Source organism: Pseudomonas sp. HUK17 (genome assembly GCF_001566765.1).
Genome location: NZ_LSMW01000003.1, coordinates 1 through 26,994, shown reverse-complemented (window position 1 = coordinate 26,994; position 26,994 = coordinate 1). Strand labels below are relative to the sequence as shown.

The window sequence follows — 26,994 nt, the reverse complement described above, 5'->3', positions numbered from 1 at the left end:
CCACCCCCCTACTCGAACGGCACCCAGGGTCGCTGTGGCTTCATGATGATGCAGCCGTCCTCGCCCACCGCCCAGATGTCATAGAAACGGTTGTCCACCAGCCGCGTGGCGGCCCCGGGCACGGCTACGCGCTGGCTGCAGCTGTCGCTGTCGGCATCGTCGATCACCCCCAGGTCCAGCAGCCGCTCGGCGATCATGAAGTTGCCCGGCGACAGGCCGAGGATGAAGGGCAAGGCCGGCACCTGCTCGAAGGTCTTCTGCGCCAGCGGCAGCCAAGCCACCTCCAGCGGACCACCGGTCCAGAGCAGGCGCTTGAGCGACCGCAGCTCCGGACGACTGCTGAGGTCATGGTGCAGCTCCTGGACGAAACCGCGCTCGAAGGTCTTTTGCGCCGAGAGCACCTGCCCATAGGCATAGGCCAGGGACAGCATCCACAGCACCGGCAGCACCAGCAGCCAGGTCAACCGAGGCTGGAGACGCTCCAGCAGATCGTGGGCCAGCAGCAGCGCCAGGGTCAGGACGACCGCCAGCCCCATCAGGGTGCGGGCTTCGAGGATGAAGTCGCTGAACAGCAGGGTGATGCCGGCCACGCAAAAGGCCAGTACCGGCAGGGTCGCGCCGTACAGCAGCAGGGGCAGCAACGCCCTTCGGCCGTAGGCGCGGGCATAGGCCAGGCCGCCCAGGCCGTAGCCGAGCGCGGCCAACCCACCGAACAGCCACCACAGCCAGAGATTGCCTGGGGTGACCAGCAGGCCGACGCTGTGCAGCACCTCGCCCAGCCGGTGCCAGAGCTCGGGCAGCACCTGGCCGCCCACGCCGGCGTGCCGCGTGGTCGCCATCAGCTGGTAGGCCGTCAGGTAATAGAGCACGCCACCCAGCAGCAGCTGCAGGCCCTGGCGCAGCACCAGCCGCAGCGCCTGCTCGGGCGCCTCGCGGCGCTGCACCGTACGGATCAGTTCCAGGCAGCAGAGCCCGATGAAGACATTGAGCGCCACTTGGTAGAAGGCCATGGCCGCCGCCAGCAGCGCCGCCGGCACCAGCAGCGCCAGCGCGGTATGACGACTACGAAAGATCACCGCGTAGATCACCGCCACCAGACTCAGGGCCATCGTCGGGCCATCGTACTGATAGGTCAGATTGCCCAGCCAGAATGGCGAGAACCACAGCGGCAGGAGCGCCAGACACTGGGTCGGTCGCGGCGCACCGAAGCAGTGGCGGGCCAGATCGGTCAAGGCCCAGGCGGCGGCGGCGCAGGCGATTAGCAGCGGCAGGGGAAAGAGATTGAGGGTGCTGCCGCTGAAGGTCAGCAGCCGGTAGAAGACCTCGGTGAGCACCCGCCCCTGCTGGCGCCACTCCGGGCCGTTCTTCAACTGGATGCGCCAGTTGTCATCGACGTAGGGAAAGTCGACCAGGATGAAGGGCAAGACGAACAGCAGCAGTGCGGAAAGGAACAACGCCCGGGTCTGCACCGGGGTGAGCGTCTGGGGCATGGCGGCGGATCCGGATCCGGCTTCGACAGGAGACGCAGCCGCCACCACCCGAAGCGATAGCGGCGCCGGCTGCGTAGCGGTCAGTCTTGCAGGGCCAGCTGGCAGATCCGCTCGCAGAGTTCGTCGAAGTCGATGCCCATAGCTGCCGCCGATTGCGGTAGCAAACTGGTAGCGGTCATGCCCGGCAGGGTGTTGACCTCCAGGCACCAGAGCCGCCCCTCGGCGTCCAGGCGGAAGTCGGCGCGGCTGTAGCCGTCGAGCTTGAGCGCCCGATGCGCGGCCAGGGCCAGCCGCCGCGCTTCCTCGGCGATCTCGGTCGAGACCTCGGCCGGAAACACTTCCACCGCGCCCTTGGGCTGGTACTTGCTGGTGTAGTCGAACACGCCGCTCTGGCCAAGGACGATCTCGCCCACCGCCAGTGGCTGGTCACCCAGCACCCCAACGGTCAGCTCACGACCGGCAACGAAGCGCTCGATCATCACCTCGCGGTCGTAGCGCAGCGCCAGTTCGATGGCCGGTTGCAGGTCCTCGGCGCGGCTGACCTTGCTCAGACCCACGGTGGAGCCCTGCTGGCTGGGTTTGACGATCACCGGAAAGCCCAGCGTCGCGGCTACGGTCGCGGCGTCCGCGGGCGCCATCAGCCAGTCGGCGGTGGGCACCCCGGCAGCACGGAACAGCCGCTTGCTGAGATCTTTGTCCATGGCCACGGCGCTGCCCACCCGGCCGCTGCCGGTGTAGCGCAGCTCGGCCAAGTCGAGCAGGGTCTGCAGGGTGCCGTTCTCGCCGGTCCCGCCATGCAGGGCGAGGAACAGCAGATCCTGGTCGCCCAGCTGGGCGCGGCTGAGCACCGCACCGGCATCCTGGCCGCGCATCCGCACCAGGGCGGTCCGCTCCGGCGGTTCGAGGCCGACGCGGGCTTCCAGCAGCGCGCGCTCGGCGTCTTCGTCGAGCAGGCCCAGGGCGGTGTCCACGGTCACCACCTCATGCCCGCGCCGGCGCAGGGCCGCCACCACCTGGGCACCGCTGGCGATGGACACGTCGCGTTCTTCGCTGGTGCCACCGAGCAGGACCGCGATCTTCAGCTTGTCCTTGACCATCATTCGTCCTCGAAAACGTAGCTGCCGGGCGCGAGATTCTCGAACCGGGTGTATTTACCGATGAAGGCCAGTCGCGTGGTGCCGATCGGCCCGTTACGCTGCTTGCCGATGATGATTTCCGCCACGCCCTTGTACTCGGTCTCCGGGTGATACACCTCGTCCCGGTAGACGAACATGATGACGTCGGCGTCCTGCTCGATGGCGCCCGATTCACGCAGGTCGGAGTTCACCGGCCGCTTGTTCGGCCGCTGCTCCAGCGAGCGGTTGAGCTGGGAGAGCGCCACCACCGGGCAATTGAATTCCTTGGCCAGGCCCTTGAGCGAGCGGGAGATCTCGGAGATCTCGTTGGTGCGGTTCTCGCCGCTGCTGCCACCGATCTGCATCAGCTGCAGGTAGTCCACCATGATCAACGCCAGGTCGCCGTGCTCGCGCACCAGGCGCCGGGTCCGGGCGCGCATTTCCGAAGGACTGATGCCGGCGGTATCGTCGATGAACAACTTGCGGTCGTTGAGCAGGTTGACCGCCGAGGTCAGGCGCGGCCAGTCGTCATCGTCCAGCTTGCCGGAACGCACCTTGGTCTGGTCGATGCGACCGAGGGACGAGAGCATCCGCAGCACGATGGAGTCGGCGGGCATCTCCAGGGAGAACACCAGCACCGCCTTGTCGGTGCGCAGCACCGCGTTCTCCACCAGGTTCATGGCGAAGGTGGTCTTGCCCATCGACGGGCGGCCGGCAACGATGATCAGGTCCGCCGGCTGCAGGCCGCTGGTCTTTTCGTCCAGGTCGGCGAAACCGGTGGAGACCCCGGTGATGGCGTCGCTGGAGTTGAACAGGGTATCGATGCGGTCGATGGCCTTGGTCAGGATGTCGTTGACCCCGATCGGACCGCCGGATTTCGGCCGCGCCTCGGCGATCTCGAAGATCTTGCGTTCGGCTTCGTCGAGCAGCTCGTTGGCCCCACGCCCTTCCGGGTTGTAGGCGCTGTCGGCGATGTCGGCACTGATACCGATCAACTGACGCAGGGTGGCCCGCTCGCGCACGATCTGCGCATAGGCCTTGATGTTGGCCACCGAGGGGGTGTTCTTGGCCAGCTCGGCCAGATAGGCCAGTCCGCCCACCTGGGGCAGCTGGCCTTCATTGTCCAGCTGTTCGGACAGGGTTACCACGTCGAACGGCTGATTGCGCTCGGCCAGACGGGCCACGGCGCGGAAAATGAGTCTGTGATCGTGACGATAGAAGTCGCCATCGGACACCTGATCGAGCACGCGCTCCCAGGCATTGTTGTCCAGCATCAGACCACCCAGCACGGCCTGCTCGGCCTCGATGGAGTGCGGCGGGACCTTGAGGGCAGCGGTCTGCAGATCGTACTGCTCGGGCAGGGAAATCTCGTTCATGCGCAGGTCTTGGGCCCCCATTGCGGGCGGCGAAATGATTTTCGATAGGGCAGAAAAGACAAAGGGCACGTCACTGCCTTGGCAATGACGTGCCCGATTGTCGACAGACCGGCGCCGGGGCGCAAGTCCGCCAGTCAGGCGACGGCGCGCTTATTCAGCGACGACGACGACCTTGACCGTAGCTTCGACGTCGGTGTGCAGGTGCACTTCGACGTCGTATTCGCCAACACTGCGCAGCGCGCCGTTGGGCAGGCGAACTTCGCTCTTGTCCAGCTCGACGCCAGCGGCGCTGACGGCTTCGGCGATGTCGCGGGTGCCGATGGAACCGAACAGCTTGCCTTCGTCGCCGGAGTTGGCGGCGATGGTTACGGTCAGTTCAGCCAGCTTGGCGGCACGGGCATCAGCCTCGGCCTTCTTCTCGGCAGCCTGCTTCTCGAGCTCGGCACGACGAGCTTCGAAAGCCTCGACGTTGGCAGCGGTGGCTGCGGTGGCCTTGCCCTGCGGCAGCAGGAAGTTACGGGCGTAACCGCCCTTGACGTTCACTTTGTCGCCCAGGTTGCCCAGGTTGGCGATCTTTTCCAGCAGGATGACATCCATTGAGTCTTTCCTCTTAACTTTTAACCTTCACCGTCCGCGGGCCCCTGCGGCTCTTGCGCGGACCGCCCACGGAAATCGAACACGCTATCGATCACAGCCAGAATCACCAACAACGGATAGATCAGCTGCCCAAACAGCAGCAGCGTCACGTACAGCCCCACCAGCCAGAATCCTGCCAGGCGCTTGGCCGCCACCAGCCCGTGTAGCAGGGCGATGCCGGCAAAGGCCAGCGGCACGCTGCACAGCGGGGTCAGCAGGCCAAGCCCACTGCCCAGGTTCGGCGCCAGCACCAGCAGGGCCAGGAGGCCGAGCGCGATGGCTGGACGCAGACGCAGGGCGCGAAATTCGCGACCGAACCCCTGGGGGTTGTACAGCGCAGCCTGCCAGTAGCGCCCGAGCATCAGGCACAGCAGGCAGGTGATCTGGAAGAACGCCGCCATCAGGCCGGTCAGCACGGGCAGCAGCAACTGCTGCAACTGCGCCTGCTTTTCCGGCGGCAACTGCGCCGCGCTCGGGCCCAACACCTGGGGCAACAACCGACGGATTTCCTCCGCCAGCTGCGCGATGCCCTCGGCATAGACCTGACCCAGCACCAGGGCGAAGACCAACCCCAGCGGGACACTGGCCAACAGCACCCATGTCCAGGATCGGCTCTGGCGCAGTAGTGCCGCCAGCAGCGTCGAACCCAGCATCACCAGCACGATGCTGGCATCTCCCAGATACAGCCAGAACAGCGCCGGCAGCAGGGCCCAGACCAGCACCCCGGCCGCCGCGGCGGGTCCCCGGCGCAACAGCACCAGGCTGCCACCGGCAGCGGTCATCCAGTACAGCAGCGGCACGACTGCACCCAGTACCACCACGAGAGTGGCTTGGGTGCGGCCGCGCATGATGAACTCAGCCAGAGGCCGCATGCCGTGTTTATCCGTTATCCGTGATCAGGCGTCGATCAACGACCGTGGCTGTCGGTGTAGGGCAGCAGGGCCAGGTAACGGGCACGCTTGATGGCGGTGCCCAGCTGACGCTGGTACTTGGCCTTGGTGCCAGTGATACGGCTCGGGACGATCTTGCCGGTTTCGGAGACGTAGGCCTTCAGGGTGTTGAGATCCTTGTAGTCGATCTCTTTCACGCCTTCGGCGGTGAAACGGCAGAACTTACGACGACGGAAGAAACGTGCCATGACAATGATTCCTCGCTAGATCCAGATTACTCGGCGCTGTCGGCGTCGTCGGAGTTGCCTTCGGCGGACTCGGACTCGGACTCGGCAGGACGCTCGCGACGCTCGCGACGCTCGTTGCGGTTTTCTTCGGCCTTGAGCATCTCGGATTGACCGGTGACGGCCTCGTCACGGCGCAGGATCATGTTGCGGATCACGGCGTCGTTGTAGCGGAAGTTGTCTTCCAGCTCGGCCAGGGCCTTGGCGCTGCACTCGATGTTCATGAGTACATAGTGAGCCTTGTGAACGTTGTCGATGGCGTAAGCCAGCTGACGACGGCCCCAGTCTTCCAGGCGATGGACTTTGCCACCGTCTTCTTCGATAGCCTTGGTGTAGCGCTCGACCATGCCGCCCACCTGTTCGCTCTGGTCCGGATGAACCAGGAACACGACTTCGTAATGACGCATTTAATGCTCCTTACGGGTTGCAGCCTGCCGCGGAAACGCGGTCAGACAAGGAGTGAATAGTTCGGATGACTTACCCAGCGGAATGCGGACGCACTCCGGGCAAGGGGCAACATTCTAGAGAAGGGCGCCGAGGGGCGCAACCGCAGGCATGACCGGCGCGACCGCCGGGCAGCCACAGGCACTCAGCGTTGCACGTCGGCCAAGGCTTGGCGGATCTTGTTCAGGTCATAGGGCTTGATCAGCACCCCGACCCGCGCCTCCATGCCGGGCTCGCGCTCGAAGGCATAACCCGAGGCGACGACGATGCGCAGCGTCGGATCCATCGCCAGGGCACGCCGGGTCAACTCGATCCCGGACATGCCGCCCAGCCCGATATCGGTGAACAGCACATCGTGCTCGCGTTGCGGCAGCAACTCGAGGGCAGCCTCCGCCGAGGCGACGGCCGTGACCTGACGGTCCAGCTCCTCGATGACTTCGGTGGTCAGCATGCGCAGCGTGGCATCGTCTTCGACGAGCAGCACTCGCAAGCCTACCGGCTCTTGGATCTCCTGACTCACGCGGGCATCCTCTTGTTGACAGGTCTCGCCCCGGGCTTTCCCAGGGCGAGGCCGGTATTTTGCGCACTGCAGCGCGATTCGTATAGTGCGATACGCGCCAGGTCGGTACCCAGACGTTTCCTGGGGCAGTCTATCTGGACGCAGAGGCGCGTCTTTGACGCACGGCCTCGAACAGGCAGACGCCAGTCGCCACCGAGACATTGAGACTGCTGACGCTGCCGGCCATGGGCAGGCGGGCCAGATGATCGCAATGCTCGCGGGTCAGCCGGCGCATGCCCTTGCCCTCGGCACCCATGACCATCACGGTCGGGCCGCTCATGTCGACGTCATAGATCTCCTGGGTCGCCTCACCGGCGGTCCCAACGATCCACAGCCCGCGCTTCTGCAGCTTCTCCAGGGTCCGCGCCAGGTTGGTGACGGCCACCAGCGGCAGCACCTCGGCGGCGCCGCAGGCCACCTTGCGCACCACCGCGGTCAGGGTGGCCGACTTGTCCTTGGGCACGATCACCGCCAGGGCCCCGGCGGCATCGGCGCTACGCAGGCAGGCGCCGAGGTTGTGCGGATCGGTGACACCATCGAGCACCAGCAGCAGCGGCGGACCTTCGGCCCGATCGAGCAACTCCTCGAGCATGGCCTCGCCCCAGACCTGGCTGGGACTGACCTGGGCCACCACGCCCTGGTGGACGCCCTCGGCCAGTTCGTCGAGCAGTGCCCGCGGCTTGGTTTCCACCGCCAGGCGTTGACCAGCGGCCAGCTCCAGCAGGGCCTCGACCCGCGGCTCACGCCGTCCTTCGGCGATCCAGAGCTGCTTCACCCGCCGCGGATGGAAGCGCAACAGCGCTTCCACGGCGTGGATACCGTAGACGGTTTCCAACTGGCTCATGCGTCATCCTTGGGGCGCGACTGACCCTTGCGATGGGGCTTCTTCGCCTTGGCCTTGGTCTTGGTCTTGGCTGCAGCCTTGGCCTTGGCCTGGTCTTCGGTCTTGGGCTTGCCTGCCGATTTCTTCTTGGCACCTGCAGCCTTGGCCTTCTTGACCCTGGCATCCACCGCCGCGGCACCTTCGGCAGCCGCCCCCTTACCCTGACGGGCTGGCGCGGTCCGCGTCTTGGCCGTGTCGCTGGCCTTGCCCTTGTCGGCATTACCCTTGGCTTTGCCATTGGCCTTGCCTGCGGTTTTGGGCTTGCCGCCCTCGACCTTGGCTTCGGCCAGCAGGGCCTGCTTTACCGCGCGACTACGTCTGACGTCGGTATTACCGAGCAACTGATCGTCCTGCCTGGACGATTTCGACGGAGTCGCCTCAGCCGACGCTGGCGTGGGCGTACTGGCACCCTGCTGTTGCGCCGAGGAGGTCGCGCGCCGGCGCTCGCTGCGCGAGCGACGCGGCTCAGACTCCGACTCCGGTTCTGGCGAAACGCTCGCAGGCGTTGCCTCGACCGTTGCGGCGACACCCTGATCCTGCGTCGGCGCATCACGACGACGACCATTACGCGAACGGCGGGGCTCACGCTCCGGCTCCGGCGAGACGGTCTCAGTGGCGGTCTCGGCGTCCGGAAGAGCGCTTGGTTCCTGCACTGGCGCCGGCGTACCGCGACGACGACCGTTACGCGAGCGACGGGGCTCACGCTCTGGCTCCGGCAAAGCGGTCTCAGTCGCGGTCTCGGCGACCGGAAGAGCGCTTGGTTCCTGCGCTGGCGCTGGCGCACCACGGCGACGGTTGCCACGCTTCTGACGCGGCTCGCGCTCTTCCCGCACACGCGGCGCCCCGGCGCTGGCCGGCAGCACGAAGTCGATCTTGCGCTCGTCCAGGTCGACCCGGGCCACCACCACCTCGAGGGGATCGCCCAGTCGATAGCTGCGACCGCTGCGCTCGCCGGAGAGGCGATGATGAACGCTGTCGAAGTGATAGTAGTCGTCCGGCAGCGCGGTGACGTGCACCAGGCCCTCGACGAAGACTTCGGACAACTCGACGAACAGGCCGAAACCGGTCACCGCGGTGATGACGCCGGCATAGGTCTCGCCGACGCGATCCTTCATGAACTCGCACTTGAGCCAGTTGGACACATCCCGCGTGGCTTCGTCGGCGCGGCGCTCGGTCATGGAGCACTGCTCGCCGAGCTGATCCAGGCGCAGTTCGTCATAGGGATAGATACGCGCCTTGGCCATGCTCGTGGCGCCTGCGCGCTTGACGTGCTTGGTCTCCAGCTTGGAGCGGATGACGCTGCGGATCGCCCGATGCACCAGCAGATCCGGATAACGGCGGATCGGCGAGGTGAAGTGGGTATAGGCCTCGTAGTTGAGACCGAAGTGACCGTTGTTGTCCGGACTGTAGACCGCCTGGCTCAGGGACCTGAGCATCACCGTCTGGATCAGCCGGAAATCCGGTCGCTCACGGATCTGCTGCAGCAGCGCCTGGTAGTCCGATGGCACCGGATTGGCCTTGCCCTTGGTCAGCGACAGCCCCATCTCGCCGAGGAACTGACGCAGATTGGTCTGCTTTTCCAGGGGTGGAGCGTCGTGCACCCGGTAGAGCGCCGGCACCTTGTGCTTTTCGAGGAATTTGGCAGTGGCCACGTTGGCGCACAGCATGCATTCCTCGATCAGCTTGTGGGCATCGTTGCGCTGGGTCGGGCGGATCTCGGAGATCTTGCGATCGGCGCCAAAGACAATGCGCGTGTCCTGGGTCTCGAAATCGATGGCGCCGCGGACGTGACGGGCGGCCAGCAGCACCTTGTACAGGCTGTAGAGCTGCTCCAGGTGCGGCACCACCTCGCCGAGCTGCTTGCGCAACTGCTTGCCTTCAGCCGACTTGGGCTGCTCCAGCACCGTGGAGACCTTGTTGTAGGTCAGGCGCGCATGGGAGTGGATGACCGCTTCGTAGAACTGGTAGCCGGTCATGCGCCCGGAGCCGGCGATGGTCATCTCGCAGACCATGGCCAGGCGATCCACCTGGGGATTGAGCGAGCAGAGGCCGTTGGAGAGGGCCTCCGGCAGCATGGGGATAACCCGCTCGGGGAAATACACCGAGTTGCCGCGCTTTTCCGCTTCGGCATCCAGTGCCGAGCCGACCTTGACGTAGTGGGAGACGTCGGCGATGGCGACATACAGCCGCCAGCCACCGGACTTCTTGGCCTCGGCATAGACGGCATCGTCGAAATCGCGGGCATCTTCGCCATCGATGGTGACGAAGGGCAGCTGACGCAGATCGATGCGTTTCTGCTTGTCCTTTTCCTCCACCTCGGGCTTGAGCTTGGCGGCTTCCTTCTCGACGGCCTTGGGCCATTCGTTGGGGATGTCGTAGCTGCGCAGGGCGACCTCGATCTCCATGCCCGGCGCCATGTAGTCGCCAAGGATCTCGACCACCTCGCCTTGGGCCTGACGGAAGGTGGTGGGCCATTCGTCGATGCGCACCTGCACGAACTGGCCGTGGGCGGCGCCGCCGTGCTTGCCCTCGGGCACCAGCACCTGCTGGCCGATCTTGGGATTGTCCGGCACCACATAGGCCAGACCGCTCTCCTGGAAGAAGCGCCCGACCAGGGATTCGTGTGCCCGGGTGACCACCTCGACCAGGCCGCCTTCGCGACGACCGCGCCGATCATGGCCGGCGACCCGCGCCAGGGCGATGTCGCCGTCGAACACCAGGCGCATCTGCGCCGGGCTGAGGAAGAGATCGTCGCTGCCGTCGTCGGGGATCAGGAAGCCGAAGCCATCGCGATGACCGGCGATGCGGCCGCGCACCAGATCCAGCTTGTCGATAGGGGCATAGGCGCCGCGGCGGGTATAGATCACCTGGCCGTCGCGCTCCATGGCGCGCATGCGCCGCCGCAGGGCTTCGAGTTGGTCTTCGGTGACCAGGCCAAATTCCTCGGCCAGCTGAGGCCGTGTGGCCGGAGCGCCGCGATCGGCCAGATGAGCCAGAATGAGTTCGCGACTCGGAATGGGGTTATCGTACTTTTCCGCTTCCCGGGCGGCCTCGGGATCGAGGGATTGCCAATCGGCCATCAGTCTGGGGTTACCTTCTAAGTCTGGGTTCGGTAGGAACTGCCATAAAGCCTATTGAAACGTGAAAACCGCGCAATAGTTAGCCTGGCATGCTCAATAAAAATATTTTTCACAGCAGGGGTTTACAAGCAAACGCCCCCTGAGTAAAGTGCCGCCCCACGACGCCGTGAGCAATCGCGACGCCGGAGATGAGCAATCATCGCCTTGAGTGCCCAGGTGGCGGAATTGGTAGACGCACTAGGTTCAGGTCCTAGCGGTGGCAACACCGTGGAAGTTCGAGTCTTCTCCTGGGCACCACTCATTATAGTCGATCGATTTGCAGATCGGTCGACGAAAAGCCGGCGCTAGCCGGTTTTTTAATCCTGAAATCCGCAAGGATGACGGGAAGCGATCAGAAGTCGCACTGCAGGCCCAGGTGGCGGAATTGGTAGACGCACTAGGTTCAGGTCCTAGCGGTGGCAACACCGTGGAAGTTCGAGTCTTCTCCTGGGCACCAATACCAAGCGGACGATCCCTGATCGGACGCAACGGAAAAACCGGCTTCGGCCGGTTTTTTCTTGCCCGCGAAAAGATGCGACCCCCTCCCCTACCCCTTGAACCGCCCCAGACTGCTGCGTAACTGGGCAATCCGCTCCGCTAGCCCTGGGCCTCCTGGAGGGCCACGAAGAGCCCCTGAATCGCCCTGGACGCGACACCGGCCAGCGGCGCGGCCAGGCTCTGCCCTGCCAGCTTCGTCGAGACCATCATCCACATCGCCTCCAGCCCGTCGCAAGGACAGGTCTGGCGTTCGGACTTTCCCGACCGACGCTCGGCCACACTTCCTTGCAATCTCTCACGGCATCAGAGATTAGCCACAGCGCCAGAACTACCCGGATGACGACCAGGGCAGCAGACTGATGGATATCGGCAGCGGCAGGCGACTGCGCAGCAGCGACAGGAGAAACGACCAGGGGTATTCAGTGGCGAAGGCTATCGGCAACTCATGACGAGCGGACCACAGCGGTAAAAGGTCATAGCGATAAGCTGGTCATTTCGGAACAGCGACTGCCCTGAGCACCCAAGCGCCCCCCCTCAACCCCTGGAAAGCGAAAAGCCCCGCGGGGCGGGGCTTTTCCGGCTGCATCCTTTTAGCGCATCAGGCGAAAGGATGACGCAGCACGATGGTTTCCTTGCGATCCGGACCGGTCGAGACGATGTCGATCGGCGCCTCGACCAGCTCGGCGATGCGGCGGATGTAGGCCTGGGCATTGGCCGGCAGTGCCTCGAGGCTCTGGGCGCCCACGGTGGATTCGCTCCAGCCCGGCATGTCTTCGTAGACCGGCTGCAGACCGTTGTAGCTGTCGGCGTCGGTGGGCGCCTCGGCCAGCAGGTTGCCGGCAGCGTCTTTGTAGCCGGTGCAGATACGCACGGTTTCCAGGCCATCGAGCACGTCCAGCTTGGTCAGGCACAGGCCGGAAATGCTGTTGATCTCGATGGAGCGACGCAGGATGACGGCGTCGAACCAGCCACAACGGCGCGGACGACCGGTGACGGAACCGAATTCATGCCCCTGCTTGGCCAGGTAGGCACCGGTCTCGTCGAACAGTTCGGTCGGGAAGGGACCGGAGCCGACGCGGGTGGTGTAGGCCTTGGTGATGCCGAGGATGTAGTCCAGGTACAGCGGGCCCACGCCGGAACCGGTCGCCACGCCACCGGCGGTGGTGTTGGAGCTGGTGACGAAGGGATAGGTGCCGTGGTCGATGTCCAGCAGGGTGCCCTGGGCGCCTTCGAACATCAGGTTCTCACCGGCCTTGCGCAACTCGTGCAGACGGCTGACGACGTCCATGACCAGCGGCTGCATAACCTTGGCGTGCTCCATGGCCTCGTCGTAGGTCTTCTGGAAGTCCACCGGCGGCTCGTTGAAGTAGTTCTGCAGGACGAAGTTGTGGTAGTCCAGCACTTCCTTGAGCTTGACGGCGAAACGCTCGGGGTGGAACAGATCGCCGACGCGCAGACCGCGACGGGCGATCTTGTCTTCGTAGGCCGGGCCGATGCCACGCCCGGTGGTGCCGATCTTGGCTTCGCCGCGGGCCTTCTCGCGAGCCTGATCCAGGGCCACGTGATAGGGCAGGATCAGCGAGCAGGCCGAGCTGATGCGCAGACGCTCGCGCACCGGCACGCCACGGGCCTCCAGTTCGCCGACTTCCTTGAACAGGGCTTCCGGCGAGAGCACCACGCCATTGCCGATCAGGCACTGGGTGTCGGCGCGCAGGATGCCCGAGGGAATCAGCCGCAGGATGGTCTTCTGGCCATCGATGACCAGTGTGTGGCCGGCGTTGTGACCGCCCTGATAACGCACCACGGCAGCGGCCTGGTCGGTCAGCAGGTCCACGATCTTGCCCTTGCCCTCATCACCCCACTGGGTGCCCAGGACGACGACGTTCTTACCCATAACCTTATCCCCTGTCAGGAAGATTTCTGTCGGCCAGGCCGACGATGCTCACGTTCACCCGGATGCCAGATCCGGTGTTTAGGAATTCAAGGGCACCACGACCCAGGCGCCCTGCCGCTCGATCAGCCGGCGATCGCAACCCGAGCTGTGCAACTGGTCCGCGTCGTCATGACCGGTGGCCTGGACCACCCGTTCGCCCGCGGCACGCAATTCGCGCACGGCCTGCCAGAGCACCGGGGCATGGCCAGCCGGCGCCCAGATGCCGCGGCGCGGCTCGTCGAGCACGGCGGTGCCCAGCTCGACGAGGGTCTTCAGATCGGTGGAAAAACCAGTGGCAGGACGCGAACGCCCGAAGTCGGCGCCGATGTTGTCATAGCGACCGCCCTGGGCGATGGACTGCCCATTGCCCGGCACAAAGGCGGCGAAGACCACCCCGGTGTGGTAGTGGTAACCCCGCAACTCGCCCAGATCGAAATACAGCGGCACGCCCGGGAAACGCCCCTTGAGCGACTCGGCCAGGGCGATCAGCTCGTCCAACGCCTGCAGGACGCCCGCCGGCGCACCCGCCAGGCGCTGCCGGGCCTGGTCGAGCACCGCGGCATCGCCGCTGAGCTCGACCAGTGCCTGCAGCCAGCCACGCTCGGCGACCGGCAGGTCGGCGGTCAGCTCGGCGATCTCGTCGACCGCCTTGCGCTGCAGGGCATCGAACAGCTGCTGCTCGCTGGCGCCGGAGACACCGGCTGCCTGGCACAGGCCGCGATAGATGCCCACGTGTCCCAGATCCATGTGGACGTCGGGCACCTGGGCCTGCTCGAGCACATCGAGCATCAGGCTGATGACTTCCAGATCCCCTTCGCTGCCGGGCACGCCATAGAGCTCGGCGCCGACCTGGATCGGGCTGCGCGAGGTGGACAGGGCACGGGGACGGGTATGCAGCACGCTGCCGGCATAGCACAGCCGGCTCGGACCGCGCTGCTTGAGGCTATGGGCCTCCATGCGCGCCACTTGGGGCGTGATATCGGAGCGGAAGCCCATGAGGCGACCGGAATTGGGATCGGTCACCTTGAAGGTGCGCAGCTCCAGCTCCTTGGCTGCGCCGGTGAGCAGCGATTCCAGGAATTCCAGGTGCGGGGTGATGACGAACTCGTAGCCCCAGCAATGGAACAGTTCCAGCACCCGACGCCGAGCGCCTTCGATGCGCGCCGCGTCGGGCGGCAGGATTTCCTCGATACCGTCAGGCAGCAGCCAGCGGTCTACCGTAGCCATTAGGCCTCTTCTCCATGTCATGGATCGGCACGCGGCTGCCGAGGTCGGCGCAGTGGACTCCTGGAGAATCCTGCCGCCGGATCAAGCCGCTCTGCCGTGGATTGCTACCCGGATCAGCCAGGGCGTCGCCCTTCCACGGGTTTCGTACGGACGCAAAAAAGCCGGGGATGGCCCCGGCTGATTCATGATAACACGAAAAAATCGGCGATCGGGGATGAACGACGAGCGAAGCCTAGGCGCCGTTCATCCCTGACCTCACTGCCCAGGGCTCTGGAAATACTTGAAGAAATCGCTCTTCGGATCCAGCACCAGGACATCGCTCTTGCTGGAGAAGCTGGAGCGATAGGCCTGCAGGCTGCGATAGAAGGAGAAGAACGACGGATTCTTCGAGTAGGCCTGGGAATACACCTGGGCCGCCTGGGCATCACCTTCACCGCGGGCCTGTTCGGCCTGGCGATAGGCTTCGGCCAGCAGCACGCGGCGCTGACGATCGGCGTCGGCACGGATGCCTTCGGCCAGTTCGCGACCCTTGGCACGGTGCTCGCGGGCTTCCCGCTCGCGCTCGGTGCTCATCCGCTCATAGACGCTGCGGCTGACTTCCTTGGGCAGGTCGATGGCCTTGACGCGCACGTCCAGCACCTCGATGCCCAGCTCCTGGTTGGCCATCTTGTTCAGGGCCGCGGTCAGCGAACCGACCATGGCATCCCGCTCACCGGAGACCACCTCATGCAGGGTGCGACGACCGAACTGGTCACGCAGTCCTGCTTCCAGGCGACGCAGCAGGCGCTCGTCGGCGATCTGCTTGAGGCCCGAAGTCGCAGTGTAGTAGCGATCGGCATTGAAGATGCGCCACTTGGCGTAGGCATCCACCATCACCGCCTTCTTTTCCAGGGTCAGGAAGCGCTGCGTCGGGGTATCCAGCGTCTGCAGGCGGGCATCGAATTTGCGCACCCGGTTGACGTAGGGAATCTTGAAGTGCAGGCCGGGCTCCAGATTGGGCTCGACCACACGACCGAAGCGCAGCATCACCGCCCGCTCGGTCTCCTTCACCACGAACAGACTGCTCCAGGCGGCGAGGCCCAGAACGACCACGACGATCAGCGCGGCCAGCGATTTATTGCTCATCAGCGGCTCTCCCTGGTACGCGGCTCGGTGGACTGCGGCAGATTGCGAATGACCGAAGCGGCCGTGTCGCTCGACGCCGCCGGGGCAGCACCGCTGCTGATGGCCGAGGTCGGTGCCGGGGCACGGTTCTGCATCAGCTTGTCGAGCGGCAGATAAAGCAGATTCTGGCCGGCCTGACCGGTGACCATGATCTTGCTCGACTGGCCAAGCACTTCCTGCATCGTCTCGATATACAGACGCTCACGGGTCAGCTGCGGATTGGCCGCGTACTGCACCGCCAGCTGGCTGAAGCGCGAGGCATCACCCTGGGCACGGGCGACGACTTCGTCGCGATAGCCGTTGGCTTCCTCGATAATGCGCTGGGCAGCACCGCGGGCCTCGGGGATCACGCCGTTGGCATAGGCTTCGGCCTGGTTCTTCTCGCGCTGCTCGTCTTCACGAGCCCGGATCACGTCGTCGAAGGCTTCCTGAACCTCACGCGGCGCCGAGGCGCTCTGGATGTTCACCTGGGTCACGGTGATACCGGTCGCATAGGTGTCGAGGAAACGCTGCAGCCGCTCGCGGACGCTGGTGGCGACCTGCTCACGGCCGTCGGTCAGCAACTGGTCCATGGTCGAAGAGCCGGCCACGTGGCGCACGGCGCTGTCGGTCGCCTGCTGCAGGCTGACCTCGGGCTGGTCGACGTTGAGGACGAAGTCCTTGAGGTTGGTGATGCGGTACTGGACGGTCAGCGGCACCTCGACGATGTTCTCGTCCTGGGTCAGCATGGCGCCCTGTTTGCTGTAGGCCCGCTCACGGGTCACGTTTTCCTGATACTTGGTCTCGAAGGGCGGGAAGTAGATGTTCAGGCCGGGCCCTACCGTCTCATGGTATTTGCCCAGGCGCAGCACCACCGCCTGCTCCTGCTCGTCCACGACGTAGACGGCGTCGTAGAGCCAGAGGGCGCCGACCAGCAATACGCCCAGCAGCAGCAGACCCTTGCCACCACCCGAGCCAAAGCTGTCGCCGCCACTGCCGCCGGACCGCTTCTTGCCGCCGACCAGGCGGTTGATGCGGTCCTGAAACTTGCGCAAGGCTTCGTCGAGATCCGGCGGCCCCTTGCGTCCACCATTGCCGCCACCGTTGTTGTTGCGGCCGCCCCAGGGGTCTTGATTGTTCGAGTTGCCACCGGGCTCGTTCCAAGCCATAGCGCTCTCCCTACTGATAACGCGAAAACGCGCCGAAATGGCGCGCCGACCAATGCTACCGGATGGTCCCTGCCCGAACAAAAGCGCCGAGCAGGGGTTTATTGCAAAACATGTTGCTGGATAAAGACTTCCGGCTCTTCACCGGCCCGGCTGAGCAGTCGATTGAGTTCGGCGCGGGGTACTCGTACAGACAACAGGATGTTGCCTTCGTCATCATGATCGTCCTGGCGAACCACGCCCAGCTCGAACAACTGGGCCCGCAGCCGGGCGTGCCGCTGGGGCAGCCGCAACACCCCGACGAAGAGATCCTCGCCAAGCAATTCGGCCACGGCCTGACCGACCAGCTCCAGACCGCGCCCCTCGCGTGCCGACACCCAGACCCGAATCGGGCGCCCGGTCTCGTCGTCGCGCTGGATATGCGGCTCGACCCCGTCGAGCAGATCGAGCTTGTTGTAGATCTCCAGCATCGGCAACTCGTCGGCGCCGATTTCGTGCAGCACCGCCTCGACCTGCTCGATCTGCAGCTGGCGATCATCCTCGTGGGCATCGATCACGTGCAGCAGCAGATCGGAGTTGCTGGATTCCTCCAGGGTCGCGCGGAAGGCCTCCACCAGCTTGTGCGGCAGATGGCGGATGAAGCCCACGGTATCGGCCAGCACGATCGGCCCCAGGTCCGGCAGCTCCAGACGGCGCAGGGTCGGATCGAGGGTGGCGAACAGCAGGTTGGCCGCGTAGACGCCGGATTCGGTGAGGCTGTTGAACAGGGTGGACTTGCCGGCGTTGGTGTAGCCGACCAGGGACACCGAAGGAATCTCGGCGCGCCGACGACCGCGCCGAGCCTGCTCGCGCTGGCTGCGTACCTTGTCCAGGCGCTGGCGAATCTGGCGGATGCGGATCCGCAGGAGACGACGGTCGGTTTCCAGCTGGGTTTCACCCGGGCCGCGCAGACCGATACCGCCCTTCTGGCGTTCGAGGTGAGTCCAGCCGCGTACCAGCCGGGTGCTCATGTGCTCGAGCTGGGCGAGTTCCACCTGCAGCTTGCCCTCGTGGGTGCGAGCACGCTGGGCGAAGATGTCGAGAATGAGGCCCGTGCGATCCAGGACGCGGCACTCGAAGGCTTTTTCGAGGTTGCGTTCCTGACTGGGCGTGAGGTCATGGTTGAAGATGACCAGATCGGCGGCATGAGCATGCACCTGATCGTGCAATTCCTCGACCTTGCCGGTACCGATGAGATAACGCGCCGTCGGCTGGCTGCGGTTCACCGTGACGAACGCCACGGTCTCCGCACCCGCCGATCGCGCGAGTTCGAGAAACTCCTGAGGATCTTCGCGCGCCTCGGGATGCAGGCCTTCCAAATGGACCAGAATGGCCCGTTCACCACCTTCGTGACGCTCGAAGAACAACAGGGCGCTCCTCTTGTTATTTATTCGCTATCCGACTCGCTCGTCTCGGAGCTAGGCAGACGGACCGGGCGGCTGGGCACCACGGTGGAAATCGCATGCTTGTAGACCATCTGGCTGACGGTGTTCTTGAGCAGGATCACGAACTGGTCGAAGGACTCGATCTGACCCTGCAGCTTGATACCGTTGACGAGATAGATGGAAACCGGAACGCGCTCTTTACGCAGGGTGTTCAGGTAAGGGTCTTGTAGCGAATGCCCTTTTGACATCGTGTCGCTCTCCTAAAGAAATGAAAATACTGATCTGGCGACATGCCAGTTTCCGCTGCCCACCATGGACACGCGGACAAAAACGATTCAGCTGCGAGGCGATATGGAGTCGCCGGCCAGGCATTTCAAGATCCGTGGCAGATTGTCACAAGCCAGGCTGTCGAAGGTGTGCGCGGCGGGCCAGCCACGCAACCAGGTCAACTGCCGCTTCGCCAATTGCCGCGTCGCCGCAACGCCACGCGCCACCATCTCTTCTCGCGTGCAATCCCCTTCCAGGAACTCCCACACCTGACGATAGCCTACGGATCGCATGGACGGCAGACCAGGATGCAGATCGGGACGTTCCCGCAAGGCTGAAACTTCGTCGATGAAGCCCTGTTCCAGCATCAGACCGAAGCGCTCGGCGATACGCGCATGGAGCACCTCACGCCGACCAGGCGCCAGGATCAATTGGGCGACAGTATAGGGTAATTGCGTCTGGGGCGCGCCGTTCGAATCGGCATTGGCACTCATTTGCAACGCGCGATGCGCGGTCATCGACTGGCCGCTGACGCGATACACCTCGAGGGCGCGCAGAAGGCGCTGGGGGTCGTTGGGATGGATGCGCGCCGCCGACACTGGATCGACCTCGGCCAGTTGCCGATGGATCTCGCCCCAGCCCGCCGTGGCCGCCAGTGCCTCGATCTCGGCGCGCACCCCGGCATCGGCACCGGGCATGTCGGCCAGGCCTTCGAGCAGGGCCTTGAAATAGAGCATGGTGCCGCCCACCAGCAGCGGGATGCGCCCGGCGGCGGTGATTTCGGCCATGGCCGCCAAGGCATCGGTGCGAAATTCGGCGGCGGAATAGCTCTCGGCAGGGTCGCGGATGTCCACCAGCCGGTGCGGATGGGCAGCCAGCACCTCGGCGCTGGGCTTGGCGGTACCTATGTCCATACCCCGGTAGATGAGCGCCGAATCCACGCTGATCAGCTCGATGGGCAGCAACCGGGCCAGTTCGATGGCGAGGTCGGTCTTGCCGGAGGCGGTCGGCCCCATGAGAAAGATGGCGGGCGGCAGGGGGGCGGTCATTGAGGATTCTCGGAGGACGCCGCGCAGGACGCGGCGGGGCGGTCAGCGGCCGCGCAGGAAGAGTTTGTCCAGGTCATCCAGGCTGAGCTGGGCCCAGGTGGGACGACCGTGGTTGCACTGGCCGCTGCGCTCGGTGGTTTCCATGTCGCGCAGCAGGGCATTCATCTCCGGCAGGGTCAGCCGCCGGTTGGCGCGTACCGAGCCGTGGCAGGCCATGGTGCCGAGCAGTTCGTTGAGGTGCGCCTGGATGCGATCGCTGGTGCCATAGTCGAGCAGATCGGCGAGCACGTCCTGCACCAGCCGCGCGGCCTGGGCCTGCTTGAGCAGCGCGGGGATCTGGCGGATGGCCAGGGTCTCGGGGCCCAGGCGCTGCAGCTCGAAGCCGAGGCGCTCGAACCACTGGCCGTGCTCTTCGGCGCAATCGGCCTCGCGCTCGCTGACCGCCAGGGACTCCGGCACCAGCAGTGGCTGGCCGCGCAGGCCTTCGCTGGCCATGGCCACCTTGAGCCGCTCGTAGGTGATGCGCTCGTGGGCGGCGTGCATGTCCACCAGGATCAGGCCCTGGGCGTTCTCGGCCAGGATGTAGATACCCTTGAGCTGCGCCAGGGCATAGCCCAGCGGCGGTACGTCGCCCTGCTCCGCGGGCAGGGCCGCGGCCTCGGCACCCTCCGGCAGCGGCGCGAAGAAGGCCTTGTAGGCGCTCTGCACCTCGGCCACCAGCGCACCCGCATAGGGCTGCGGGGTCGGCGCGTAAGGCGCAGCACCCGATCCGCCACCACCGGCGAAGGGCTGGGCAGGCGGCGCAGGACTGTCGTGCAGGACGGCGGTGGCCAAGCGCATCTCGCCCTGGGGGCCGAATTCACCGGCGGCCGGACCGCTCAGGGGCGCCGGCGCCGTGGGTGCCACCACGGCGAGCTGGTCGTCCGGGCGGATGTCGCCGAGGGCGCGGTGCAGGGTGCCGTAGAGGAAGTCGTGCACCTGGCGGCTGTCGCGGAAACGCACCTCGTGCTTGGTGGGGTGGACATTGACGTCCACCGTCGCCGGATCCACTTCGAGGAAGAGCACGAAGGCCGGGTGACGGCCGTTGTAGAGCACGTCGCGATAGGCCTGGCGCACCGCGTGAGCGACCAGCTTGTCGCGCACCATGCGGCCATTGACATAGAAGTACTGCAGATCGGCCTGGCTGCGGGAGAAGGTCGGCAGGCCGACCCAGCCCCAGAGGCGCAGGCCGTTGCGCTCGTGCTCCAGCGGCAGGGCCTGTTCGAGAAAGCCGGGGCTGCAGACGGCGCCGACCCGCCGCCCCTGGCTCTGGGGATCGCCCGCCGGATGCAGGGCCAGCACGCTCTTGCCGTTGTGCCTCAGGTGAAAACCCACGTCGAAGCGCGCCAGCGCCAGACGCCGCACCACTTCCTGCAGGTGATCGAATTCGGTCTTTTCGGCGCGCAGGAACTTGCGCCGCGCAGGCGTATTGAAGAACAGGTCGCGCACCTCCACCGAGGTGCCCTGGGGGTGGGCGGCGGGCTGTACCCGTGGCTGCATCTCGCGACCCTCGGTCTCCACCTGCCAGGCCTGGTCCTCGCCCCGGTAGCGCGAGGTCAGGGTGAGCCGGGACACCGAGCTGACCGAGGCCAGGGCTTCGCCGCGAAAGCCCAGGCTGGTGACGCTTTCCAGTTCGTCCAGGTGGTAGATCTTGCTGGTGGCATGGCGCGCCAGGGCCAGCGGCAGGTCGTCCGCCGGGATGCCATGGCCGTCGTCGCGGATGCGCAGCAGCTTGACCCCGCCCTGTTCCACCTCGATGTCGATGCGCCGGGCACCAGCGTCCAGGCTGTTCTCCAGCAGCTCCTTGGCAACCGAGGCGGGCCGTTCGACCACCTCGCCGGCGGCGATCTGGTTGGACAACCGCGGACTGAGCAGCTGGATACGCCGGGGTTCAGTCATTGCTGGCCGCCAGTTCGTGGGTGGGGATGGTCAGGACCTGACCGGAGCGGATGCGGTCGCCCTTGAGCCGATTGGCGGCGCGCAGGGTGGAGAGGTCGACATCATAGCGACGGGCGATGAGGCTCAGGCTTTCGCCCGGCTGCACCCGGTGCTGATCGATGCCGCGCACGCTGCCGACCTTGTCGCCCCGCTGCTCGCGCTGCCAGGCCAGGTAGGTGCCGGGCGGCGGGCGGTGCTGGAAGTACTGCACGATACCGGCCTGGATCTGCCGGGCGAGCAGGCCCTGGTGCGCCGGACTGGCCAGCTTGGCCGATTCGTTGGCATTGGTGATGAAGCCGGTCTCCACCAGGATCGAGGGAATGTCCGGCGATTTCAGCACCATGAAGCCGGCCTGCTCCACCCGCGAATGCAGGAGCTTGGTCGCCCGCCCGACCTGACCGAGGATGGTCTGGCCGACCTCCAGGCTGGAGGCCACGGTGGCGGTCATGGACAGGTCCATGAGCACCCCGGCGAGCATGGGATCCTTGTTGTCCAGGGCATCGGATACCCCACCGACCTGGTCGGAGCGGTTTTCCGCATCGGCCAGCCAGCGTGCGGCCTCGGAGGTGGCGCCGCGCTGGGACAGGGCGAAGACGGTAACGCCCTCGGCGCTGGCGCTGGGCGCGGAGTCGGCATGGATGGAGATGAACAGGTCGGCGCCCTTCTTGCGGGCGATGACCTGCCGTTGGCGCAGCGGGATGAAGTAGTCGCTGGTGCGGGTCAGCTCGGCGCGAAAGCCTTTCTGCCGGTTGAGATTGGCCTGCAGCTGCTTGGCGATGGCCAGCACCACGTTCTTCTCGTACAACCGACCGCGGCCGATGGCACCCGGGTCTTCACCGCCGTGGCCGGGATCGATCACCACCACCACGTCGCGCTTGCCGCTGGGGCTGGAGGGCAGACGGGTCGCCGGCTGGGCCGGGGTCACCGGGGTGGCCGGCAGATTGGGCGTGACGGTGGCGGGGATGTCGCTGGCGGCCGGATCGGTGCCCTGATCGTAGAGATCGACCACCAGGCGATTGCCGTATTCCTTGTTGGGCGCCAGGGTGAAACTCTTGGGCGTCAGGGCGCCCTTGGTGTCCAGCACCAGGCGCACCTCGCCGGGCGAGCGCTGGGCTGCCCGCAGGCCAGTGATGGGGGTGTTACGCAGCGGCTTTTCGTTCAACCCACCGTCGAGCTGCGCGCCGGACAGGTCGATGACGATGCGGTCCGGGGCACTGAGGGTGAACACGCTGGCCTTGACCGGGCCGGTCAGATCGAACACCAGACGGGTGTTGTCGGGCGCACGCCAGACGCGCATGCCCTTGATCTGGGTGGCGGCCAGCAACTGACTGCTGAGAATCAACAACAACAGGCCGAGTCCCGACCTGAAAAAACACTTGCGCATGCCTGCGACCGTATAGCTGGAGAACGAAGGATCGGCGCCTAGGGCGCGAGGGCGGCGCACCAGGCCTCGCCGTGAGCACCATGACTAGTCAGGCGCAGATCACGGCCGTCGGCGCGTGGCGTAATGGTAATGTCCAGGTCGGGCTTTGGCAAAAAGCCCTGACCGCGCTCGGGCCATTCCACCAGGCACAAGGCCTCGGCTGTGAAGTAGTCGCGAATCCCCATGAATTCCAGCTCTTCGGGATCGGCCAGGCGGTAGAGGTCGAAGTGGTAGACCGCACCACTGGGCAACTCGTAGGGCTCGACCAGGGTGAAGGTGGGGCTCTTCACCGCGCCTGCGTGGCCGAGACCGCGCAGGATGCCACGCGACAGGGTGGTCTTGCCGGCGCCCAGATCGCCGTGCAGATAGAGTACGCCACGACCGCCGCTGGCCTGGGCCAGGCGGGCACCCAGGGCATACATGGCGTCTTCGTCGGCGGCGTGCAGGGTCAGTTCAGGCATGGCTGGAGTTCCTCGAGCAACTGGCGGGCGACCGGGGGCAGATCGCTGGCGGCGAGACCGCGGCCCTGGCGACCCAGCTCGGCGCCGGCACGGCCGTGCAGCCAGGCGCCCAGGCAGGCGGCCTCGAAGGGCGCCAGCCCCTGCCCCAGCAGGGCGGCGATGATACCGGTGAGGATGTCCCCCAGGCCACCGGTAGCCATCGCCGGATGCCCTTCGCCACACAGCGCCATGCGACCATCCGGGTGGGCGATCAGGGTGCCGAAACCCTTGAGCAGCGCCACGCCGCCGTAGCGCCGCGCCAGTTCGCGGGCGCTGCCTGGGCGATCGGCTTCGATGTCCTGGATCGAGACCTGCAGCAGCCGCGCCGCTTCGCCCGGATGGGGCGTCATCACCCAGGGCCCGCGCGGCGCCTCGACCACGCCGGCGGCCAACAGATTGAGGGCATCGGCGTCCCAGACCTGGATGACGTCCAGCGTCGCGGCAGCACTGGCCAGCGCCTTGCCCCAGGCGCCCTGGCCCAGGCCCGGCCCGACGGCGAGCACATCGGCCTTCTTGGCCAGTTCCAGTACGGCGAAACTGGAACGTACGCCGGCGACCATCACTTCCGGCCGCCGCGCCAGCACCGCGGTGACGTTGGACGGTCGGGTCGCCAGGCTGAGCATGCCGGCACCGCAGCGTAGCGCCGCCTCGCTGGTCATGATGGCCGCGCCGCCGGTGCCTTCGTCACCGCCGATCACCAGCAGATGGCCGTATTGCCCCTTGTGCGCGTTGAGCGGGCGCGCCGCCAGGCGCGGCAGGTTGCCGGGCGCCAGACGCTGAGCGGTGGCGTGGGCGGGATTCTGCGGTTCCTCCATCAGCGGCTCGAACACCAGACTGCCGACGTGATCCGGCCCCTTGCCGGTGAACAGCCCGAGCTTGAGACCGATGAAGGTGATGGTCAGATCGGCGCGCACCAGGGCGCCCGCCGCAGCGCCGGTATCGGCATCCAGCCCGGAGGGAATGTCGATGGCCACCACCGGCAATTCGCTGGCGTTGATCCGCTCGATGGCCGCGGCATAGGGCTCACGTGCGGCGCCCTTGAGCCCGGTGCCCAGCAAGGCATCTACCACCACGCCTTCCAGCGGGGCATCCGCGCGCCAAGGCTGGATGTCCACGCCGGCGGCGAGGGCCTCGGCATGGGCCAGGGCGGCATCGCCCTGGAGTCCGGCCGGATCGGCCAGGTGCCAGACCCGCGCCTGCCAGCCCGCCTTGCGCGCCAGCGCAGCGACCAGGTAGCCATCACCGGCATTGCTGCCACCGCCCGCCAGTACGCAGAGGGCGCCGGCATGAGGCCAGCCATGGCGCAATGAGCGCCAGGCCGCCGCCGCCGCGCGCCTCATCAACTCGAGACCGGGCAGACCGCCGGCGATCAGTTGGGCGTCGAGATCCCGCACCTGCTGGGCGCTGTAGAGCTGGAACGGCAGTTCGTCGTGCATGCTGGGAAAGCCTCCGGAGTCTGGCAAAATAGGCGGCCCTCCTGCCTGTGCGCTCCCGTCGATGTCCGCTGTCGCTCTCGATCTCGCCGCCCTGGCCGACCTCATCAAGACCTGGGGTCGGGAATTGGGCTTTCAACAGACCGGCATCGCCGGGCTGGATCTGGCACGTCACGAGGAACATCTGGAGCGCTGGCTGGCCGCCGGTTTCCACGGCGAGATGGACTATATGGCCGCGCACGGCAGCAAACGTTCGCGACCGGCCGAACTGGTCCCGGGGACCCTGAGGGTGGTGTCCCTGCGCATGGACTACCTGCCCGGCGACACCCGCATGAGCGAGCGCCTGGCCGATGGCACTGCGGCCTATATCTCCCGCTACGCCCTGGGCCGCGATTACCACAAGCTGATCCGCAAGCGCCTGCAGCAGCTGGCCGAGCGTATCCAGGGCGAGATCGGCCCCTTCGGCTATCGCGCCTTCGTCGACAGCGCGCCGGTGCTGGAAAAGGCCATCGCCGAACAGGCCGGCCTGGGCTGGATCGGCAAGAACACCCTGGTGCTCAATCGCAAGGCCGGCAGTTGGTTCTTTCTCGGCGAACTCTTCGTCGACGTGCCCCTGCCGGTGGACGAGCCCACCCCACGCGACCACTGCGGCACCTGCCGCGCCTGCCTGGACATCTGCCCGACCCAGGCCTTCGTCGGCCCCTATCAGCTCGACGCCCGGCGCTGCATTTCCTACCTGACCATCGAGTTCAAGGGCTCCATCCCGCTGGAGCTGCGGCCACTGATCGGCAACCGGGTCTTTGGCTGCGACGACTGCCAGTTGGTCTGCCCCTGGAATCGCTTCGCCAAGCCCACCGCCGAAGGCGACTTCCAGCCACGCCACAGCCTGGACAGCGCCAGTCTGGCCGAGCTCTTTCGCTGGACCGAAGCCGAATTCCTCAGCCGCACCGAAGGCTCGCCCCTGCGCCGTGCCGGCTACGAACGCTGGCTGCGCAACCTGGCCGTGGGCCTGGGCAATGCGCCGACCAGCATCCCCGTGCTGGAAGCCCTGAAGCTGCAGCGCGAGCATCCCTCTCCCCTGGTGCGTGAGCACGTGGAGTGGGCACTGCAGCGGCACGGCGAAGCCTGAACGGCAAACCAGGCGTTCAGGGGCCTACCGTGGTGTAAGGGATCGGCGCCCACCAGCTGCCGTAGGGGACGCCGTACTTGTCGACATAGCGCTTGACCACCGGCGACAGCGGCCGGTACTTGCCGTTGGATTTGCCGCCATAGGGCCCCTTGGGCTCGATCTCGGCCTGGAGGGTCAGGACTTCGATGGGGTCGAGGCAGGGGCCCATGATCCAGACCTTGACCACGCCGCCGGGCGCCAGGCCGATGGTGAGGGCTTCGCGATAGTCGAAGTGGTAGCCGCTCGGACAATGGCCCGGGATACGCTCGACCATCTTTTCCCGGGCCCAATCAGGAATGGTGAACAGCGCGTGATAGGTTTGAGGCTCGACCATGGATTGCCAGCGTAAGGATACGACGTAGGGCAGATCCAGGCCGGTCAGAGTACGGCCTTTGCCTGAGCCGATTCGCCTGGGCCAGCCTTTGGCGGTAGCCGATAGGCTAGCCGGTTGCCCCATGGCGACCACACCCCCCATGGCATTGGGAAAGATACGCCCACTGCTGTCGCCAATGTTGGCTTGCTCCAGCCAGACTTCCATATAGTTGGGCGCTAGAAAGCCCAGGTACCAGGCGTCATAGGGCAGCTTGTTTGCGGCGTCAGACTGACAACCTGCCAGGCCCAGTAGCAGGACGAGAGACAGCAGCCAGCGACTCATCGCCCAACTTTTCATGGCCCTACCGTGGTGTAGGGAATCGGCGCCCACCAACTGCCATAGGGCACGCCGTACTTATCGACATAGCTTTTGACCACCGGCGACAGCGGCCGATACTTGCCGTTGGATTTGCCGCCATAGGGCCCCTTGGGTTCGATCTCGGCTTGGAGGGTCAGGACTTCGATGGGATCGAGGCAGGGACCCATGATCCAGACCTTGACCACCCCGCCGGGCGCCAGGCCGATAGTAAGGTCCTTGCGATAATCCGAGGTGCGACCACTGACCGGACACTCGGCTGGTAGACGCTCGACCATTTTTTCCCTGGCCCAATCAGGGAT

At 65.8% G+C, this 26,994-nt stretch carries 24 protein-coding genes and 2 tRNA genes; 3 read left to right on the top strand and 23 right to left on the bottom strand.

Features of this window, described 5'->3' with window-relative positions; all coding sequences use genetic code 11:
- Window positions 1-8: 8 nt before the first annotated feature.
- From AX284_RS01650 to rnr, 10 genes are all read right to left on the bottom strand, one after another.
- A complete protein-coding gene (locus tag AX284_RS01650) occupies window positions 9-1,490 on the bottom strand; it encodes a glucosyltransferase domain-containing protein (RefSeq protein WP_068383222.1) in 1,482 nt (493 codons plus the stop codon).
- Window positions 1,491-1,570: 80 nt separating this feature from the next.
- A complete protein-coding gene (locus AX284_RS01645; protein WP_068383220.1) occupies window positions 1,571-2,587 on the bottom strand; it encodes a D-alanine--D-alanine ligase in 1,017 nt (338 codons plus the stop codon).
- The gene (gene dnaB / locus AX284_RS01640) at window positions 2,587-3,981 is read right to left on the bottom strand and encodes a replicative DNA helicase (protein ID WP_017642919.1); all 1,395 of its coding nucleotides are present in this window, start codon (window positions 3,979-3,981) and stop codon (window positions 2,587-2,589) included. The genes AX284_RS01645 and dnaB overlap by 1 nt, the downstream gene beginning before the upstream one ends.
- A gap of 150 nt (window positions 3,982-4,131) precedes the next feature.
- Window positions 4,132-4,578: a 50S ribosomal protein L9 gene (gene rplI / locus AX284_RS01635; protein WP_017642918.1), complete on the bottom strand. Its 447-nt coding sequence runs from the start codon at window positions 4,576-4,578 to the stop codon at window positions 4,132-4,134.
- Window positions 4,579-4,598: 20 nt separating this feature from the next.
- On the bottom strand, window positions 4,599-5,489 hold the full coding sequence (locus AX284_RS01630; protein ID WP_068383218.1) for a hypothetical protein: 891 nt from the start codon (window positions 5,487-5,489) through the stop codon (window positions 4,599-4,601).
- A gap of 35 nt (window positions 5,490-5,524) precedes the next feature.
- On the bottom strand, window positions 5,525-5,755 hold the full coding sequence (rpsR, locus tag AX284_RS01625) for a 30S ribosomal protein S18 (protein WP_007161145.1): 231 nt from the start codon (window positions 5,753-5,755) through the stop codon (window positions 5,525-5,527).
- 26 nt (window positions 5,756-5,781) lie between these two features.
- Entirely contained in the window at window positions 5,782-6,198 is a 417-nt protein-coding gene (gene rpsF, locus AX284_RS01620) for a 30S ribosomal protein S6 (RefSeq protein WP_007161146.1), read from the bottom strand.
- Window positions 6,199-6,380: 182 nt separating this feature from the next.
- Window positions 6,381-6,755 carry a response regulator gene (locus tag AX284_RS01615; RefSeq protein ID WP_068383216.1) on the bottom strand — a complete coding sequence of 125 codons (375 nt, stop codon included), beginning with the start codon at window positions 6,753-6,755 and terminating at the stop codon, window positions 6,381-6,383.
- Window positions 6,756-6,885: 130 nt separating this feature from the next.
- The gene (gene rlmB, locus AX284_RS01610; protein WP_017642915.1) at window positions 6,886-7,638 is read right to left on the bottom strand and encodes a 23S rRNA (guanosine(2251)-2'-O)-methyltransferase RlmB; all 753 of its coding nucleotides are present in this window, start codon (window positions 7,636-7,638) and stop codon (window positions 6,886-6,888) included.
- Window positions 7,635-10,757, bottom strand: a complete 3,123-nt coding sequence (rnr, locus tag AX284_RS01605; RefSeq protein ID WP_068383215.1) for a ribonuclease R — start codon at window positions 10,755-10,757, stop codon at window positions 7,635-7,637. Before rnr ends, rlmB begins: the two co-directional genes overlap by 4 nt.
- A 210-nt stretch (window positions 10,758-10,967) precedes the next feature.
- Between rnr and AX284_RS01600 the strand changes: the two genes are divergently transcribed.
- Window positions 10,968-11,054 (top strand) — tRNA-Leu (locus AX284_RS01600).
- A gap of 112 nt (window positions 11,055-11,166) precedes the next feature.
- Window positions 11,167-11,253, top strand: a tRNA-Leu gene (locus tag AX284_RS01595).
- Between the two features lie 639 nt (window positions 11,254-11,892).
- On the opposite strand, the gene AX284_RS01590 is transcribed toward AX284_RS01595, so the two are convergent.
- The 11 genes from AX284_RS01590 to AX284_RS01540 all read right to left on the bottom strand — a co-directional run bounded on the left by AX284_RS01590 (window position 11,893) and on the right by AX284_RS01540 (window position 24,839).
- Window positions 11,893-13,188, bottom strand: coding sequence for an adenylosuccinate synthase (locus tag AX284_RS01590; RefSeq protein WP_068383214.1), 1,296 nt, complete (start codon window positions 13,186-13,188; stop codon window positions 11,893-11,895).
- 78 nt (window positions 13,189-13,266) lie between these two features.
- On the bottom strand, window positions 13,267-14,454 hold the full coding sequence (locus AX284_RS01585; RefSeq protein ID WP_068383213.1) for an ATP phosphoribosyltransferase regulatory subunit: 1,188 nt from the start codon (window positions 14,452-14,454) through the stop codon (window positions 13,267-13,269).
- A 255-nt stretch (window positions 14,455-14,709) separates the two neighbouring features.
- On the bottom strand, window positions 14,710-15,579 hold the full coding sequence (gene hflC / locus AX284_RS01580) for a protease modulator HflC (protein ID WP_017642910.1): 870 nt from the start codon (window positions 15,577-15,579) through the stop codon (window positions 14,710-14,712).
- Entirely contained in the window at window positions 15,579-16,766 is a 1,188-nt protein-coding gene (gene hflK, locus AX284_RS01575; RefSeq protein ID WP_068383211.1) for an FtsH protease activity modulator HflK, read from the bottom strand. Before hflK ends, hflC begins: the two co-directional genes overlap by 1 nt.
- Window positions 16,767-16,864: 98 nt before the next feature.
- Window positions 16,865-18,169 carry a ribosome rescue GTPase HflX gene (hflX, locus tag AX284_RS01570; RefSeq protein WP_017642908.1) on the bottom strand — a complete coding sequence of 435 codons (1,305 nt, stop codon included), beginning with the start codon at window positions 18,167-18,169 and terminating at the stop codon, window positions 16,865-16,867.
- 20 nt (window positions 18,170-18,189) lie between these two features.
- Window positions 18,190-18,435, bottom strand: coding sequence for an RNA chaperone Hfq (hfq, locus tag AX284_RS01565; protein ID WP_007161156.1), 246 nt, complete (start codon window positions 18,433-18,435; stop codon window positions 18,190-18,192).
- Between the two features lie 87 nt (window positions 18,436-18,522).
- Window positions 18,523-19,503, bottom strand: coding sequence for a tRNA (adenosine(37)-N6)-dimethylallyltransferase MiaA (miaA, locus tag AX284_RS01560; protein WP_064307630.1), 981 nt, complete (start codon window positions 19,501-19,503; stop codon window positions 18,523-18,525).
- A 42-nt stretch (window positions 19,504-19,545) separates the two neighbouring features.
- Complete coding sequence (gene mutL, locus AX284_RS01555; protein ID WP_068383209.1) at window positions 19,546-21,441, bottom strand: DNA mismatch repair endonuclease MutL; 1,896 nt, start codon at window positions 21,439-21,441, stop codon at window positions 19,546-19,548.
- The gene (locus tag AX284_RS01550) at window positions 21,434-22,864 is read right to left on the bottom strand and encodes an N-acetylmuramoyl-L-alanine amidase (protein ID WP_026084069.1); all 1,431 of its coding nucleotides are present in this window, start codon (window positions 22,862-22,864) and stop codon (window positions 21,434-21,436) included. The genes mutL and AX284_RS01550 overlap by 8 nt, the downstream gene beginning before the upstream one ends.
- A 38-nt stretch (window positions 22,865-22,902) precedes the next feature.
- Window positions 22,903-23,364 (bottom strand): tRNA (adenosine(37)-N6)-threonylcarbamoyltransferase complex ATPase subunit type 1 TsaE, encoded by a 462-nt coding sequence (gene tsaE, locus AX284_RS01545; RefSeq protein ID WP_068383292.1) that lies wholly within the window; start codon window positions 23,362-23,364, stop codon window positions 22,903-22,905.
- The gene (locus AX284_RS01540; protein WP_068383207.1) at window positions 23,352-24,839 is read right to left on the bottom strand and encodes a bifunctional ADP-dependent NAD(P)H-hydrate dehydratase/NAD(P)H-hydrate epimerase; all 1,488 of its coding nucleotides are present in this window, start codon (window positions 24,837-24,839) and stop codon (window positions 23,352-23,354) included. The genes tsaE and AX284_RS01540 overlap by 13 nt, the downstream gene beginning before the upstream one ends.
- Window positions 24,840-24,900: 61 nt before the next feature.
- Here AX284_RS01540 and queG point away from each other — a divergent pair, with 61 nt between their 5' ends.
- Complete coding sequence (gene queG, locus AX284_RS01535; RefSeq protein ID WP_068383205.1) at window positions 24,901-25,965, top strand: tRNA epoxyqueuosine(34) reductase QueG; 1,065 nt, start codon at window positions 24,901-24,903, stop codon at window positions 25,963-25,965.
- Window positions 25,966-25,981: 16 nt separating this feature from the next.
- Here queG and AX284_RS01530 read toward each other — a convergent pair whose 3' ends face one another.
- Window positions 25,982-26,674: a DUF2931 family protein gene (locus tag AX284_RS01530; RefSeq protein WP_236712127.1), complete on the bottom strand. Its 693-nt coding sequence runs from the start codon at window positions 26,672-26,674 to the stop codon at window positions 25,982-25,984.
- Window positions 26,671-26,994: DUF2931 family protein (locus AX284_RS01525; RefSeq protein WP_153015299.1), on the bottom strand; the 324-nt coding region annotated here is incomplete at its 5' end. The genes AX284_RS01530 and AX284_RS01525, both read right to left, overlap by 4 nt.

What these genes read in the sequence shown, in the direction of transcription:
- mutL (WP_068383209.1), bottom strand. Translation starts at nt 21,441, where the DNA reads ATGACTGAACCCCGGCGTATCCAGCTGCTCAGTCCGCGGTTGTCCAAC.
- rnr (WP_068383215.1), bottom strand. Translation starts at nt 10,757, where the DNA reads ATGGCCGATTGGCAATCCCTCGATCCCGAGGCCGCCCGGGAAGCGGAA.
- AX284_RS01585 (WP_068383213.1), bottom strand. Translation starts at nt 14,454, where the DNA reads ATGGCTACGGTAGACCGCTGGCTGCTGCCTGACGGTATCGAGGAAATC.
- dnaB (WP_017642919.1), bottom strand. Translation starts at nt 3,981, where the DNA reads ATGAACGAGATTTCCCTGCCCGAGCAGTACGATCTGCAGACCGCTGCC.
- rpsR (WP_007161145.1), bottom strand. Translation starts at nt 5,755, where the DNA reads ATGGCACGTTTCTTCCGTCGTCGTAAGTTCTGCCGTTTCACCGCCGAA.
- tsaE (WP_068383292.1), bottom strand. Translation starts at nt 23,364, where the DNA reads ATGCCTGAACTGACCCTGCACGCCGCCGACGAAGACGCCATGTATGCC.
- rlmB (WP_017642915.1), bottom strand. Translation starts at nt 7,638, where the DNA reads ATGAGCCAGTTGGAAACCGTCTACGGTATCCACGCCGTGGAAGCGCTG.
- miaA (WP_064307630.1), bottom strand. Translation starts at nt 19,503, where the DNA reads ATGACCGCCCCCCTGCCGCCCGCCATCTTTCTCATGGGGCCGACCGCC.
- rpsF (WP_007161146.1), bottom strand. Translation starts at nt 6,198, where the DNA reads ATGCGTCATTACGAAGTCGTGTTCCTGGTTCATCCGGACCAGAGCGAA.
- AX284_RS01550 (WP_026084069.1), bottom strand. Translation starts at nt 22,864, where the DNA reads ATGCGCAAGTGTTTTTTCAGGTCGGGACTCGGCCTGTTGTTGTTGATT.
- rplI (WP_017642918.1), bottom strand. Translation starts at nt 4,578, where the DNA reads ATGGATGTCATCCTGCTGGAAAAGATCGCCAACCTGGGCAACCTGGGC.
- hflK (WP_068383211.1), bottom strand. Translation starts at nt 16,766, where the DNA reads ATGGCTTGGAACGAGCCCGGTGGCAACTCGAACAATCAAGACCCCTGG.
- AX284_RS01590 (WP_068383214.1), bottom strand. Translation starts at nt 13,188, where the DNA reads ATGGGTAAGAACGTCGTCGTCCTGGGCACCCAGTGGGGTGATGAGGGC.
- AX284_RS01650 (WP_068383222.1), bottom strand. Translation starts at nt 1,490, where the DNA reads ATGCCCCAGACGCTCACCCCGGTGCAGACCCGGGCGTTGTTCCTTTCC.
- hflC (WP_017642910.1), bottom strand. Translation starts at nt 15,579, where the DNA reads ATGAGCAATAAATCGCTGGCCGCGCTGATCGTCGTGGTCGTTCTGGGC.
- AX284_RS01630 (WP_068383218.1), bottom strand. Translation starts at nt 5,489, where the DNA reads ATGCGGCCTCTGGCTGAGTTCATCATGCGCGGCCGCACCCAAGCCACT.
- AX284_RS01540 (WP_068383207.1), bottom strand. Translation starts at nt 24,839, where the DNA reads ATGCACGACGAACTGCCGTTCCAGCTCTACAGCGCCCAGCAGGTGCGG.
- queG (WP_068383205.1), top strand. Translation starts at nt 24,901, where the DNA reads ATGTCCGCTGTCGCTCTCGATCTCGCCGCCCTGGCCGACCTCATCAAG.
- AX284_RS01530 (WP_236712127.1), bottom strand. Translation starts at nt 26,674, where the DNA reads ATGAAAAGTTGGGCGATGAGTCGCTGGCTGCTGTCTCTCGTCCTGCTA.
- AX284_RS01645 (WP_068383220.1), bottom strand. Translation starts at nt 2,587, where the DNA reads ATGGTCAAGGACAAGCTGAAGATCGCGGTCCTGCTCGGTGGCACCAGC.
- hfq (WP_007161156.1), bottom strand. Translation starts at nt 18,435, where the DNA reads ATGTCAAAAGGGCATTCGCTACAAGACCCTTACCTGAACACCCTGCGT.